The 13,345-nt window shown below is 68.6% G+C and carries 6 protein-coding genes and 1 pseudogene; all 7 read right to left on the bottom strand.

What is annotated here, in order from left to right:
• Positions 1-7: 7 nt before the first annotated feature.
• The 7 genes and pseudogenes from ACFYZQ_RS12370 to ACFYZQ_RS12340 all read right to left on the bottom strand — a co-directional run bounded on the left by ACFYZQ_RS12370 (position 8) and on the right by ACFYZQ_RS12340 (position 12,817).
• Positions 8-1,846: an RICIN domain-containing protein gene (locus ACFYZQ_RS12370; protein ID WP_389145279.1), complete on the bottom strand. Its 1,839-nt coding sequence runs from the start codon at positions 1,844-1,846 to the stop codon at positions 8-10.
• A 64-nt stretch (positions 1,847-1,910) separates the two neighbouring features.
• Positions 1,911-3,446: an arabinofuranosidase catalytic domain-containing protein gene (locus ACFYZQ_RS12365; protein WP_389145277.1), complete on the bottom strand. Its 1,536-nt coding sequence runs from the start codon at positions 3,444-3,446 to the stop codon at positions 1,911-1,913.
• Between the two features lie 61 nt (positions 3,447-3,507).
• Positions 3,508-5,157, bottom strand: coding sequence for a glycoside hydrolase family 27 protein (locus tag ACFYZQ_RS12360; protein ID WP_389145274.1), 1,650 nt, complete (start codon positions 5,155-5,157; stop codon positions 3,508-3,510).
• Between the two features lie 116 nt (positions 5,158-5,273).
• Positions 5,274-6,707, bottom strand: coding sequence for an arabinofuranosidase catalytic domain-containing protein (locus tag ACFYZQ_RS12355; RefSeq protein WP_389145271.1), 1,434 nt, complete (start codon positions 6,705-6,707; stop codon positions 5,274-5,276).
• Between the two features lie 395 nt (positions 6,708-7,102).
• Positions 7,103-8,581, bottom strand: a pseudogene (locus ACFYZQ_RS12350) (endo-1,4-beta-xylanase); the annotation flags it as partial.
• An 81-nt stretch (positions 8,582-8,662) separates the two neighbouring features.
• Complete coding sequence (locus ACFYZQ_RS12345; protein WP_389145269.1) at positions 8,663-11,113, bottom strand: RICIN domain-containing protein; 2,451 nt, start codon at positions 11,111-11,113, stop codon at positions 8,663-8,665.
• A gap of 108 nt (positions 11,114-11,221) precedes the next feature.
• Entirely contained in the window at positions 11,222-12,817 is a 1,596-nt protein-coding gene (locus ACFYZQ_RS12340) for an arabinofuranosidase catalytic domain-containing protein (protein ID WP_389145266.1), read from the bottom strand.
• Positions 12,818-13,345 lie beyond the last annotated feature (528 nt).

The raw sequence follows: 13,345 nt of genomic DNA, 5'->3' as shown, positions 1-13,345 counted from the left end.
AGGTCGATCAGCGGAGGAGGAAGTCCTGGTTGCTGCCGGGCGTGTTCTTGCACTGCCACTGGTCGAGTTGCTGGCCGAGGTTGCCGCCGGCGCCGTAGACGTCCAGGCACAGGCCGCTGTTCTTGTTCTGGAAGGAGTAGGAGCCGTCGGACTGCCGTACGGGCATCCAGAGCCTGTCGGCCGCCGTACCGGGGGCCTGCTGGACGATGTCCGGGGTGCCCGCCGCCGTGGAGCCGCCGGCCACCGCCACGTCCAGGCCGGAGTTCTGGGCCCGCAGTTCGCCGTAGCCACCGGAGGCGGGCACGAACCGGAAATTCTGGTTGGCCTGCCCGTTGCAGGTCCACTGGTCGATCGCGGCACCGGCGCTGCTCGAGTTGCCGTAGACGTCCAGGCACAGGTTGTTGGAGGCGACCACGAGTTGGTGGCCGCCGTCCGGGAAGTCGCCGCCACCGCCACTGGACGAGGCGGGTGTCAGATAGACGGAGAAGGCGTCGTGAGTGCTCTGGAACGTGATCGGCACGGTGATCGACCCGCCCGAGGCGCTCACGTTCTGGTCGTACACCGTCTGCGGGGCGCCGAGCGGCGCCTGGTCCGGGATGCGGTGCACGGTGACGTGCACGCCGTCGGCGCTCGCCAGCCAGGGTACGGAGGCCAGCCCGTCGAAGGTCACGGACGCGGCGCCGGTGTACCCGTTCGAATCGCCGATGACCGCCACGGCTCGCTTGGCAGCGGAGTCTTCGGAGGCCGAGATCGCCGTGGAGCCGACCTGGCCGGAGGTGTCCACGAGGGTGCCGGTCATGTCGGCGTAGTCCCGAAGCGCCCACCAGTTGCCGGTCGGCTGCCAACTGCCCCCGCTCTGGGTGAGGACTCCGGTCAGGTTCGGGGTCACGCAGCACACCCAGTTGCCGCGCATCGCGTTGGTGTACCCGGACTGCGCGAACCGCGCCAGGTACCACGCTGTGACCCCGGCGGTCTGCCGGTCGGCCGGCTGGTACTCGTTCGAGGACAGCGGCAGCGGGCCGATGCCCGCCGCGGTGAGATCGCTGTTCAGCGTCCGTGCGACGGTGACCGGATCGTCGACGTCGCCCTCGTTGTGGTTGGTGATCATGTCCGGCACCGTCCCGGCCGCCTTCACGTGTGCGAGCCAGGTCTGCCATTCGCCCGGGCTGTGTTGGGGGTTGAACGCGAGTGACGGCCCTACGATCTGTGCCCCCGGGGCGATGCGCCGGATCTCCCGGTAGGCGGTGTCCCACATCCGGAAGTACTGGGTGCTGTTCACGCCCCGGGTCCAGAAGGCGGAGATGTCCGGCTCGTTCCAGATGTCGTAGGCGAACGTGAGCCCCGAGGCCTGCAGCGCTCCCACCGTGGAGTCGATGAAGCTCACCCAGTTGGAGCAGTCGCCGTTGTCGCACGGGTACCTGGTGTTCGACGGCTGGCCGCCGTTCGCGCCGTAGATGTCGCTCACCAGCACCTGGTACTGCGCGTGGTAGGGCGGCCGGGTGAGCCGTTTGGCCTGCGCGGTGATCGAGTCGAGGTCGGCCCGGGTGGCCGAGCCGTACTGGTAGCCGTCCCTGATCCAGCCGCCGGAGAACCATCCGCCGCCGCGGAAGGCGTTGATCCCCAGCGGCTGGATGAACTGGTCCGCCGGCCGGCTGCCGTCTTCGTTGAAGCCGTAGAGGAACCCCTCCCCCACGCCGGTCGACGGTCCCCGCGTCGACGCCAGGTGCACGCTCAGCGACTCGCCCGCGGCGGCCTGGCTCGCGGTCGTCGACAGCAGCGGCAGCACGAGCGCCAGGATGAAGCCGACGGTCAGGAGCAGACGGCCGGGTCTCGCTCTCGTCCTCATTCCGATCCTCCTCCTGGTTCGGCGCCGCCGCGCTGCGGCGTGTGAGGGACGTTCCTTCAAGGGGTCAGCTCAGTGACCATTGCTGGTTGGATTGCCCGTTGCAGGTCCACAGTTCGACGGGGGTGCCGTTGGCGGTGGCGGCGCCGGTGACGTCCAGGCACAGGCCGGACTGGGCGTTGGTGACGGTGCCGTCCGTGTTGACGTTCCACTGCTGGTTGGCCTGGCCGTTGCAGGTCCAGGTGATGACCTTGGTGCCGGGGCTGGTGCCCCGACCGGAGGCGTCCAGGCACAGCCGGCTGCCGCCGGAGTACACGGTGAGCTCCTGGGAGGCGGTCTTCGACCAGGTCTGGTTCGCCGCGCCGGCGCAGTCCCGGATCTGCGTCTGCGTACCCGGCGTCGTGGACGCGCCCGGCACCTCCAGACACCTGCCCGCACCCACCGCACGCAGCGCACCGGTCGTGTTGCCACCGCCGCCGCCCACTCCGTAGCCGGCGGCGGTGATGGCGGCCTGCACGGCGTTCTCGGTGGCGTCGGAGGGGTAACCCGCCGTCATGGCGCCTTCGAAGAACTCGCCGGTACCCGAGACACTGTTGTCACCCCCGGTGCCGAGCAGCACCGAACTGTCGAGCTTCATCGGCGAGTAGCCCCTGGGCAAGGGGCCGGAGAAGGTGGTGGTCAGGCCGCCGCTGCTGCCGTTGCCGTATTTGAGGGTGAAGTTGCTGGTGCCGTTGTTCTTCAGCCACGCGCTGACGAACGGGAAGTGCACACCGGTGTTGTTGGGGTCCTTGTTGGAACCGGTGTTGGTGTGGTACATACCGTTCTCCAGGTCGGCCTCGACCCAAGGGCCGTTGCCCGTGCACCCGTTGAACCAGCAGGCGTTGCCCCAGTAGATGGCGTTCATGGTGGCGTCGCCGGTGTCGGTGTGGGAGTTCTCGCCGCTGCCGTAGTCGAAGCAGCACCACTGGTTGGTGTAGTTCGACGACGTCACCATGTAGATGCCTTCGGGCTGGGAACCGGTGGCCACGCCCTTCGCGTGGTCGATCCGGTAGCCGACACCCTGCTTGACCTTGACACCGAAGACCTGGTGGCCGGCCGCGGTCACCGGCAGGGCCATGGCATCCGCGCCGACGTCGGATCCGCCTGGTCCGGGCCCCTTCCAGAAGCCGCCCCAGGAGATCGGCAGGTCGTTGTGCATGCTGGTCTGGTCGTAGATCTTCGTGATCGTGCACGAGGTGCCCGCGCAGAACGAGACCTGGGACGCCGCGTCGGCGTACCCGCCCGCGCTGAGCACACCGATGTCGCGGTAGCTGTGGTCGGAGGACCGCTGGATCTGGTACAGCGGCCCGTTGTACGACGCGAACAGCGCCCGGGTAGTGGCGTGCGCCGTCACACACGGCGTACCGCCCGCGGCGTAGATGTCACACGGAAGCGATGTGTCCGCCGCGCGGTGTGCCACCGGCTGGTGGACGGTGGCCGTGGTACCCGGCTGCGAGGGTTTGGCGAACGCCGGCGCTCCGAACGCTGCCAGGGCCATCGCCAGGGCGACAAGGAGCACGGCTTTCCATCGCCGTCGCCGGTGGTGGCCGGCTGGTTCGATCATGGAGACCTCCTCTGTGGCGGTGCCGCCCCCACGGCGGCACCGAAGCTGCGCCTAAGGGGGTTCAACCCAGCGTCCACCGCTGGCTGCTGCTGCCGTTGCAGGTCGACAGCTGGGCAAGGGCGCCGTCGGCCGTGGCCCCTCCGGTGACGTCCAGGCACAGGCCGGACTGGACACCGGTGATCGTGCCGTTCGAGTTCAGCGTCCACTGCTGGTTGGTCTGGCCGTTGCAGGACCAGATCTCCACCTTCGTCCCGGGGCTGGTCCGGTTGTCGTAGGCGTCCAGACACATCTGGCGGCTACCGGAGTAGACGGTGAGCTGGTGGGAGGTGGAGTGCGTCCATGTCTGGTTGGTCCCGCCGTTGCAGCTCCAGATCTCCACCTGGGTCCCGGCGGTCGTGGTCGAGTTCGGTACGTCCAGGCACTTGCCGGAACCCACCGCGTGCAGCGCGCCGGTCACGTTGGTGCCGCCGCCGCTGGTGCCGCCCGCGACCCGGTACATCACCGTGCCGTGGGCCGGCACCGAGGCGCTGATCGTGCCGGTGGTGGTCGAGGACGCCCCCGACCAGAGGTCGGTCAGGGTGTAGGCGGACGCGCCGGTCTTCCCGATCGCGGCCGCGCTGGTGGTGATGGTCGCCGTCGAGCCCGTCTCGTTGAACAGCGCGACCGACACGTCTCCATTGGCCAGCGGCTTGGCCAGCACGTCCAGACCGCCCGAGGAGGAGACCATGGTGCCCTGCTTGCCCAGGGGGTCCTGGTCGACCGCGATCACCCGGGAGTTGGTCAGCGTGGACAGGGTCTCCGCACTGGCCGAGGGGATGTTGGTGCCAGCGATCAGCGGCGCGGCCATCTCCGCCCACAGGCTGAACTCGCTGCGGCTCTCGGTGGCCGTCATCGAGCCGTTGCCGACCTCCAGCATGTCCGGGTCGTTCCAGTGACCGGGGCCGGCGTAGGAGGCCAGTCCCACGTTGCTGTGGAAGATCGACAGCATGCTGGAGTAGCTGGCACTGATGTCCCCGGTGGTGCGCCAGCTGTTGCCCACGTCCGCGCCCCAGGTCCACACGTTCTCCTGGCCCCAGTTGCACAGGCTGAACAGGATCGGCCGGCCGGTGGCCACCAGGGCGTCACGCATCGCGGTGTACCGGGTCCGTGCCGGCGCACCGGTGTTGTTGCAGTTGTCGTACTTCAGGTAGTCCACGCCCCACGACGCGAACGACTGCGCGTCCGTGGTCTCGTGCCCCAGGCTGCCCGGATACCCGGCACAGGTCGCGGTGCCGGCGTCCTCGTAGATCCCCAGCTTCAGCCCCAGCGAGTGCACGTAGTCCGCGGTGCCCTTGATGCCGTCGGGGAACTTGGCCGGGTCCGGCACCAGGCGGCCGCCGGAATCGCGACTGTGGGTCATCCAGCAGTCGTCGATGTTGACGTACGAGTAGCCCGCCGCCTGCATGCCGTTGGTGTGCATCGCCTGCGCGGTGGACTTGATGAGTGATTCGGAGACGTTGCAGCCGTACGCGTTCCAGTCGTTGAAGCCCATCTGCGGGGTGAGCGCGAGGCCGTTTCCCAGCGCGGCGGCGGGCTGCGCCGTGTCGAGGGCGAGGAGGGGGGCGGCCACGGTGAGCAGCACGACCGAGAAGGTGAGCGCCAGGGCCCTGCGCAGAGAAAGCAGTCGGGAGAGCGGCCGCAGTCGCCTGGCTCTGTCAGTGATCACGGGCATGATTCATCGACTCCTGGGCCGGGTTGGGAGAGAACGCGTGCGTGGCGGCGAGGCAGGTTGCGCGGCGGTCCCTCAGGCGTTGCCGGGGGGGACCACCGCTCACCTGTGAACGGAGCTCAGCGGTAGCCGGCCGCGGTGATGTTGGCCTGGACCGCGTTGTCCGTCGCGTCGGAGGGATAGCCGGCGACGATCGCCCCTTCGTAGAAGGTGCCGGCACTCAGGTTGGCGCCGCCGCCGGGCTTGCAGCAGTCGCCGCCGCTCCCGAGGACGATGGCTCCCTGTTTCTTCATAGGGCTGTATCCGCCGGGAAGCCCGCCGTCCCACAGGGTGGTCAGGCCGCCGGACTGCGCGTTGCCGCCCTTGAGGGCGAACCTCGACGTCCCGTTGTTCTTCAGCATGGCGGTGACGAACTTGCTCGGAAACGCGCGCTGGTTCCGGTTCCAGGACTGGCTGCCGCCGGAGTACAGGCCCCACTCGAGATCGGCCTGCACCCAGGGCCCGCTGCCGGCGCAGCCGCCGAACCAGCACTCGGTACCGAAGTTGATGGCGTCCATCGCCCCGGCGGCGTCGGCCTTCCGGGTCGTCTCACTGTTGCCGTAGTCGAAGCAGCAGCCGCCGTTGACATGGGTGCCGCTGGTCACCATGTATGCCCCTTCGGGTGCGGTACCGGTCGGCACGCCCGTCAGGTGTCCGTCCCGCCAGTAGCTGTTCCCGGGGTTGATGTACAGCGAGTACGCCTTGCTGCCCCCGGCGGTCAGCGACTCGGAGGTCGCCTTCGCGGGGCTGCTCTGACTCGATCCCGGGACCTGGGCCGAGCCCTGGTACCACAGGTCGTTGCCGTGTCCGGACTGGTCGCGGACCACCGTGATCACGCACGAGGTGCCGGCGCAGAACGAGTCCTGGGCCGCCGCGTCGGCGAAGCCGCCGGGTGCCAGTACACCTATGTCCCTCGTCGCGTTGTCCGAGGAGCGCCTGACCTGGTAGAGGGCGCCTTGGTACGCACTGTAGAGGGCCCGCACCGTGCTGTGCGCGGCGACGCAGGGGGTGCCGCCCGCGGCGTAGATGTCGCACGAGCCCGATCCACCGGGCGAGGGCGGAGGCGGAGGCGCCGGAGTGCTCCACTTCTGGTTGCTCTGGCCGTTACAGCTCCACAGAATCACCGCGGTGCCGTTGGCCGTTCCCGCCCCGTTGACGTCCAGGCAGAATCCGGACGCCGCACCGGTGACGGATCCGTCGGAGTTCTCTCGCCACACCTGGGTAGGCCGCCCGTCGCACGACCGGATGACCACTGCGGCTCCGGGAGCCGTCCGGTTGTCGTACGCGTCCACGCACCGGGTGCCGTTCATCGTCCTGAGTTCACCCGCCGAAGTGAACTCGAAGGCCTGGTTGGCCTGGTCGTTGCAGTCCCATATCTGCAGCGTCGTTCCCGGGGTGTCGACGTTGCCCCTGACGTCCAGGCACCGCCCCGACGCGGAACTCACCAGGGGTGCCGCCGACGCCGGCGCCGACCACGTCGGCGCGGCGGCCAGCAACATGGCCAGCAGTGCCATCACGCAAACGGCGGCGGCCGCGGGTAAGCGTGGCCCGAGAGCCGCGGGGCTCCGGGGCGGAACGGATGAAGGCTGCATTCTGTTCCTTGGAGATGTGGGGGAAGGGGACAGAGAGTGCCGTGTCAGTCCGAGCGGGGACGGGACGGTCGAGAGCACCCACAGGGAACTCTCAGACATCCCATGTCGATAGTGATTCCATACGCCACTCCGGCTGTCAATAGACCCGTCCCCGTCGATCTGACCACTATCCATCCCATGTCTTGCCTGGTCGGGGCGCTGTGACGGCATGGCGAAACCCGCGTCCGGCGACGGCCGCCGTGCCGGGTGCGGGTGTTCGTCATGGTCCGCCGAAGCGATGCGGTGGCAGGAGCGCGCGCTTGGCTCCGATCACCTCACCTGAAGTTCCAGTGCTGGTTGGCGCCGCCGCTGGAGTCCCAGATCTGGACGGGGGCCCCGTTGGCACTCTGCCCGGAGGGAGTCTCCAGCGCCCGGCCGGAAGCGACGTTGGTCAGGGTGTACGAACCGTCGCCGTTCCGGCCGGCCCGCCAGTGCTGGTTGGCGCCGCCGTTGGCGTCCCAGATCACCACCCGTGTGCCGTTGCCCGTCTGGCCGCCCGGCTCGTCCAGGACCCGCCCACTGGCGATGTTCGTCAGCGTGTAGGAACCGTCACCGTTCTGACTCGCCCGCCACTGCTGGTTCGCGGCACCGCCGCCCGCGTCCCAGACCTGCAGCTGCGTACCGTTCCCCGTCTGCCCGTTCGGTACGTCCAGCACCCGGCCGGCGGCGACATCGGTCAGCGTGTACACCTGGCCCGAGACGATGCCCCCCGGGTCCCCCGGGTTCCCCCCGCTGCCGCCCAGCGCTGACAGGGCCGCGTCGTAGGCCGGTTTCTTGTTGCCGTTGCGGTCGAACAGCAGCGGATTGTCCCCGCTGCGCCAGGAGTCGCTGTCCCGGATGCCCCAGGCGGTGATGCCGGTGCAGCGGGCGACGTTCATACAGGCCTTGACGGTGTTCGCGTAGGCCGTCGGCGGTGCCTGGGCGATGTCGAGTTCGGTGATCTGGACGTCGACGCCGAGGGCGGCGAAGTTGGACAGGGTGGTCTGGAAGCTCGACGGCGGGCCACCGGCGCCGAAGTGGCTCTGGAAACCCACGCAGTCGATGGGCACACCGCGCGACTTGAAGTCGCGCACCATGTTGTAGACACCCTGGGTCTTGGCGTCGCTCCAGTTCTCGATGTTGTAGTCGTTGTAGCAGAGCTTGGCCGAAGGGTCGGCGGCCCGCGCGGTGCGGAACGCCTCCTCGATGAATCCGTTGCCCAGCACGTCATGGAACACCGAACTGCGCTGCTGACCGCTGCCGTTGTCGGCGAAGGCCTCGTTGACCACGTCCCAGGCGTAGATCTTGCCCTTGAAGTGGTTCATCTCGGTGGTGATGTGGTTGTCCATCACACTGCGCAGGGTGTTCGCGTCCCTGATGCCATTGACCCAACCGGGCAGCTGCTGGTACCACACCGTGGTGTGGCCGCGCATCCGCTGACCGTGCGCGATGGCGTGATTGACGATCTGGTCGGCCGGGCCGAAGTTGAAGTTGCCGCGGGACGGTTCGATGGTGTCCCACTTCATCTCGTTCTCCGGGGTGATCATGTTGAATTCCCGGTCGAGAATCGTGGAGTACGTCGAGTCACCGAGCCTTCCGGCGGCCACGGCCGTGCCGAAGTAGCGGCCGCTTTGGGCCGCTGCCGCGCCGAGCGTGCCGGAAGCCGCGTGGGCGGCGGGCGCGGCCGCACCGGTCAGGGCCAGTAGCGTGCCGGCCGTCAGACCGGTGGCCGAGGTCAGGGCCTTGCGGAGACGGGCCCCCTCGTTGAGCCAGGACATGGCAGATCATTCTCCTCGGGTGGGGGGTGAGATCATCGGCGTTCCTCACGGGCGCGCGACAGACGTGTGGGCGCGAGTCGGTCAGCGCGGGGTGAAGTCCTGGTTGCTGCCGGCGGTGTTCTTGCAGGTCCATTGGTCGAGCTGCTGGCCGGGGCTGCCGCTGCCGCCGTAGACGTCCAGGCACAGGCCGCTGTTCTGGTTCTTGAAGGCGTACGAGCCGTCGGACTGCTGCACCGGCAGCCACAGACTCCCGGTCCCTCCGCCTGGGGCCTGCTGCACGATGTCGGGGGTACCGGCGGTCGTGGAGCCGCCCGACACCGCCACGACCAGCCCGGAGCTCTGGGCCTGCAACTGACCGTATCCGCCCGAGACCGGCAGGAACTGGAACTGCTGGTTGCTCTGGCCGTTGCACGTCCACTGGTCGATCGCGGCTCCCGCGCTGCCGGAGTTGCCGTACACGTCCAGGCACAGGTTGTTGCTGCCGATCACCAGTTGGTGGTAGCCGGTGGGGAAGCCGCCGTCGCCGCCGGACGTCTGGACGCCTGCCTGTTGGATGACCTGCCTCGCGCCCTGCGGCCAGTTGGTGCCGCTGACCTGGACGTTGCCGGTGAGGACGTTGTTGTGCGGCGGGCCGGTGGCCACGTAGGTGTTGCCGCCGTTGTACCAGTTGCCGGAGAAGGTGCTGTCGTCGGTGTGGTTGTTGCCGTTGGCATTGGTGAGCGCCCAGTTACCGGCGTCCTGCACCACGTTGTGCGACACCGTCAGGTAGCGGGAGCCCTCGTCGAGGTACAGCGCGGTGGTGTGGTTGTTGCCGTACATGTAGTTGTCGGAGATCACCGAGCCGGGGTTCGCGGACAGGCTGTAGATGCTGCCGCCGTCGAACATCGCCTTCTTGGTGTCGAAGACCAGGTTGTGGGAGACGGTGTTGTTCTTCAGCGTCGTGGGGGTGCTGTAGACGGGCTGGTAGTTGTACGTGCCCCGGTTGGCGTAGTCCTGGCTGCCGCCCGGGTCGTTCATGCCCCAGCCCCAGCCGATGTCGATCCCGTCGTAGGGAAGGTGGTCGCACTGGTTGTGGGTGATCGTCGCGTTCGTGACGTAGGTGGACAGGATTCCCGCGGTCTCCTTGTAGTCGGTGCCCACCCCGCTGATCCGGTTGTTGCTGATGGTGATGTTCTGGTTGGTCATCCGCGGGTTGCCGGGGTGGTGCGCGTCCGGCTGGATCCCTCCGACCTGGATGCCGCTGCCGGCGTCGTCGGTGAACGTGTTGCCGGTGATGGTGATGCCGCTCGCGCCGAGTCCGGTGCCGGAGGCCGTGGCCACGCCGTCGTTCCCCACGCCCAGTCCCACCTGCCCGAGTTCGGAGAACGTGTCACCGGAGAACGTGATGCCGGTGGCGGCGGACACCTGCACGGCCGCGGGCATCTGCGCCCAGTGGTTGCGGGTGGCCTCGAACTGGGTGCACCCCGACTTGCAGGTACTCAGCCAGTTGGCGGGCATCGCGAAGGCACCGGTGATGTGCGCGCCGCTCTGCTGGTCCGCGTAGCCGTCGGGCCCGCTCGGGCCGAGCCAGGAGGTGCCCGTGAACCGGATGCCGGTGAAGGTCAGGCCGGTCACCGGTGAACCGTAGCCGCCGCTGATGCCGAGCAGACTCTGCAGCCGGGGCAGTTCGATGGCGAGGCTGTTCGGATTCTGCCCCGGCTGCGCCCGGTAGTACAGATCGCCGGTGGACGAGTCGAGATACCACTGTCCGGCCTGCTTCAGGAACGCGTAGTTGTTCTCGAGGTACATCGTTCCGCCGGCGAACGGCGCGTTGATGGTGTCGTAGCCCCATGAGTTGTTGTTCCACGCGGGCTGCTGCATGGTGATGGTCCTGCCGTTGATCGACTGGACCGGCGCGTAGCGGTCGGTGAAGGAGTTGACGCTCTCGACTTCCATGTGGTTCTTGTCCGAGAGCCCGGCCAGGTAGTCGAGGGAGGAGTCGGTGACGGTGAGGCCGGTCGGGGTGAAGGTGAAGGCGGAGCGGGGCACCTGGATCGCCGCCCGCGGTGCCTCCTTGCCATTCACGTACAGCTGGCGTGTGTTCACGCCGGTGCCGACGTGGGCCGACCAGATGTTGGCATTCTGATCATGCACCTGCCAATCTGACACTTGCTGGGCGCCACTCACGACCGGTTGCTGTCCGGCTGCCGCCTGGTAGGTGATGGTGTGGCCGTTCTGGCCGCTGTCGTCGGAGCCGAAGGTCAGCGGCTTGGACAGCCGGTAGGTGCCACCGGCCAGGTGGACCACGACGTCCGAATCGGCCGAGAGCCGGTGCGCGGGCTGCCGCGCCTGGTCGATCGTCGCGAACGGCTGCTCGGCGGTGCCGTTCCCGCCGGGAGCGGCGTCCGGCGCCACGTACAGGTCGGCGGTCGCCGCCCGGTGCTCGGCGGGTGCGGCTCCCGCGGGCCCTGCCGTGCCCAGGTTTCCGGCCAGCAAGGCGAACAGAGCTACTGGGGCGGCCCAGAGGCCACGGAGCACTCTGGCTCTGGACATCGTCATCCTCCGGTGGTGGCGCGTGTGCGCCGGGGGTGTGGGGCTGTCGGCTGATTGGCGGGTGTCCGTGACCGGCGGCGAGCCGGTCACGGGATGGAGCCGGTCAGGTCAGTCGAGATTCCATTTCTGGTTGGATCCCCCGTTGCACGGCCAGAGTTCGGCGAGGGCTCCGTTGGCGGTGGAGGCGCCGGTGACGTCGAGGCAGAGTCCGGACTGGGTGCCGGTGACGGTGCCGTCGGAGTTCAGTTGCCACTGCTGGTTGGCGCCGCCGTTGCACGGCCAGGTCACCACCTTGGTACCGGCGGAGGTCTGGTTGTTGTACGCGTCCAGGCACATCTGGCTGCTACCGCTGTAGACAGTCAGCTGGTTGGAGGACGTGCGGGTCCATTTCTGGTTGTCGCCACCGCTGCAGTCCCAGATCTGCAGCTGCGTACCGGCCGTGGTGGACGAGTTCGGCACGTCCAGGCACTTGCCCGCGCCCACCGCGTGCAGGGCACCGGTGTTCGTCCCGCCGGAAGGGGCGTTGCTGTATCCCGCCGCGGTGATATTGGCCTGCACCGCGTTCTCGGTGGCGTCCGACGGGTAACCGGAGGTCATCACGCCTTCGTAGAAGGTGCCTTGGGCACCCTTGCTGTTGTCGCCGCCGATGCCCAGGATGATGGCACCCTGCTTCCGCATCGGGTTGTAGCCCGGGACGCCTGGACGCACCCCGTCGTAGAAGGTGGACAGGCCGCCGGACTGCGCGTTGCCGCCACGGATCGCCCAGTGGTTCGGGCCGCCCTTGATGATGGCGGTCGTGTACCGGTAGTTGATGGTCGGATCGTTTGCGTTGTAGTGCTGGTTGACACCGGAGAACAGGCCGTTCTCCAGATCGGCCATGATCCAGGGGCCGTTGCCCGATCCGTAGCCCCAGACCCTGATGTTGCCGAAGTAGATGGCCTCCATGGTGCCGTTGCCGTCGTCGTTGCTGTCCGTCTCGGCGTTGCCGTAGTCGAAGCAGCAGCCGCCGTTGTAGTGCGTGCCGTCGAAGATCGCGTACATGCCCTCGGGGTTGTCCCCGGTCGCGATGCCGTTGGTGCGGTTGTTGCGGTAGCCCGTGCCGGGCGCCACGTAGACGCCGTAGGCCTTGTGTCCGCCCACCGTGGTGGGTGCGGCGGTCGCGTTCGCGAGGTTGTCGGGGCCGCCCGCGGCACCTCCCCCGGGCGCCTGGGTGAGGTTGTTGCCGCGGCCGGACTGGTCGTAGATGATCGTGATCAGGCAGGTCGTCCCCGAGCAGAACGAGTCCTGGGCGGCGGCGTCGGCGTACCCGCCCGCGCTCAGTACGCCGATGTTCCGCGTGGTGTTGTCCGAGGCACGCCGGACCTGGTAGAGCGGCCCGTTGTACGAGGCGTACAACGCTCGGGTCGTACTGTGCGCCGCCACGCAGGGCGTGCCGCCCGCCGCATAGATGTCGCACGGCCCGGACGTGTCGGCACCGGCCGTACTCGCCGCGGCCGTGGCACCCGCCAGCGTGCCGGCCACGAGCACGGCGGCCGCCCCCGCGCGGGCCAGCACCGTGGGCCGGAAGCGGGGTGAGCGCGCCGGCAGAGGATCGTGTGCCCGATCCACCACGTCGCCCGGCCTGCCACGGCGCCGCGCCGCGGGTAACCGTCGCACGCCGCCGCGCCCGGACAGCAGGTGGCGTCTTGTACGTGTGGTTCCCATCCGATCTCCCTACCGTGCCGACGCGACCCGATCGGGTCGTGTTGGTGGCGCTGACGATCCAGAAGCGCTCGGAGGTGCCGTATTTGTTCAGCGGGATTGCAAAGAGGTTTCGGGGGGAGACGGTGCTCCCGGCTTCACGGACTGTCAAGGGTGCGGAGGATTCTGCTCCGAACCTTGTCGCGGAATCGGTTCGACGGCTGAATCCTGCGGTGCGGGACCGATCGGCCCGATCGAACACGTCCGGTGCGGACGTATACGGACGGTGGCGCGACCTCCCGCCGCGCGGGACGCGGTCGACCGCGCGGGAGCGTCCGGCGTCCGCGCCCTGCTCACAGGGCGCCTGACCATCACGCTGCTGAACAGTGGTACAGCCGCCGGACCCGGATGACGGAGGGCCGTTGCGGAGGGCACTGGACGGAGCGGCGGCGCCTCGGCCCGCGCGTCGCTGCCCTCTTCGCGCGCGGCGCACCATTGACCCCTCACTCCGCCAGTCGTACCATCCCGTCGAAGCGCTTGCGTGGAACCGGT

The sequence above is a fragment of the Streptomyces sp. NPDC001843 genome (genome assembly GCF_042891955.1).
Classification (GTDB): domain Bacteria; phylum Actinomycetota; class Actinomycetes; order Streptomycetales; family Streptomycetaceae; genus Streptomyces.
Note: the sequence above shows the minus strand (reverse complement) of the source record. Positions and strands in the feature narration are given on the sequence as shown.

Bases quoted from the DNA above. Each gene is read 5' to 3' on its own strand.
- ACFYZQ_RS12370 (WP_389145279.1), bottom strand. From the start codon at position 1,846: ATGAGGACGAGAGCGAGACCCGGCCGTCTGCTCCTGACCGTCGGCTTC.
- ACFYZQ_RS12365 (WP_389145277.1), bottom strand. From the start codon at position 3,446: ATGATCGAACCAGCCGGCCACCACCGGCGACGGCGATGGAAAGCCGTG.
- ACFYZQ_RS12360 (WP_389145274.1), bottom strand. From the start codon at position 5,157: ATGCCCGTGATCACTGACAGAGCCAGGCGACTGCGGCCGCTCTCCCGA.
- ACFYZQ_RS12355 (WP_389145271.1), bottom strand. From the start codon at position 6,707: ATGGCACTGCTGGCCATGTTGCTGGCCGCCGCGCCGACGTGGTCGGCG.
- ACFYZQ_RS12345 (WP_389145269.1), bottom strand. From the start codon at position 11,113: ATGTCCAGAGCCAGAGTGCTCCGTGGCCTCTGGGCCGCCCCAGTAGCT.
- ACFYZQ_RS12340 (WP_389145266.1), bottom strand. From the start codon at position 12,817: ATGGGAACCACACGTACAAGACGCCACCTGCTGTCCGGGCGCGGCGGC.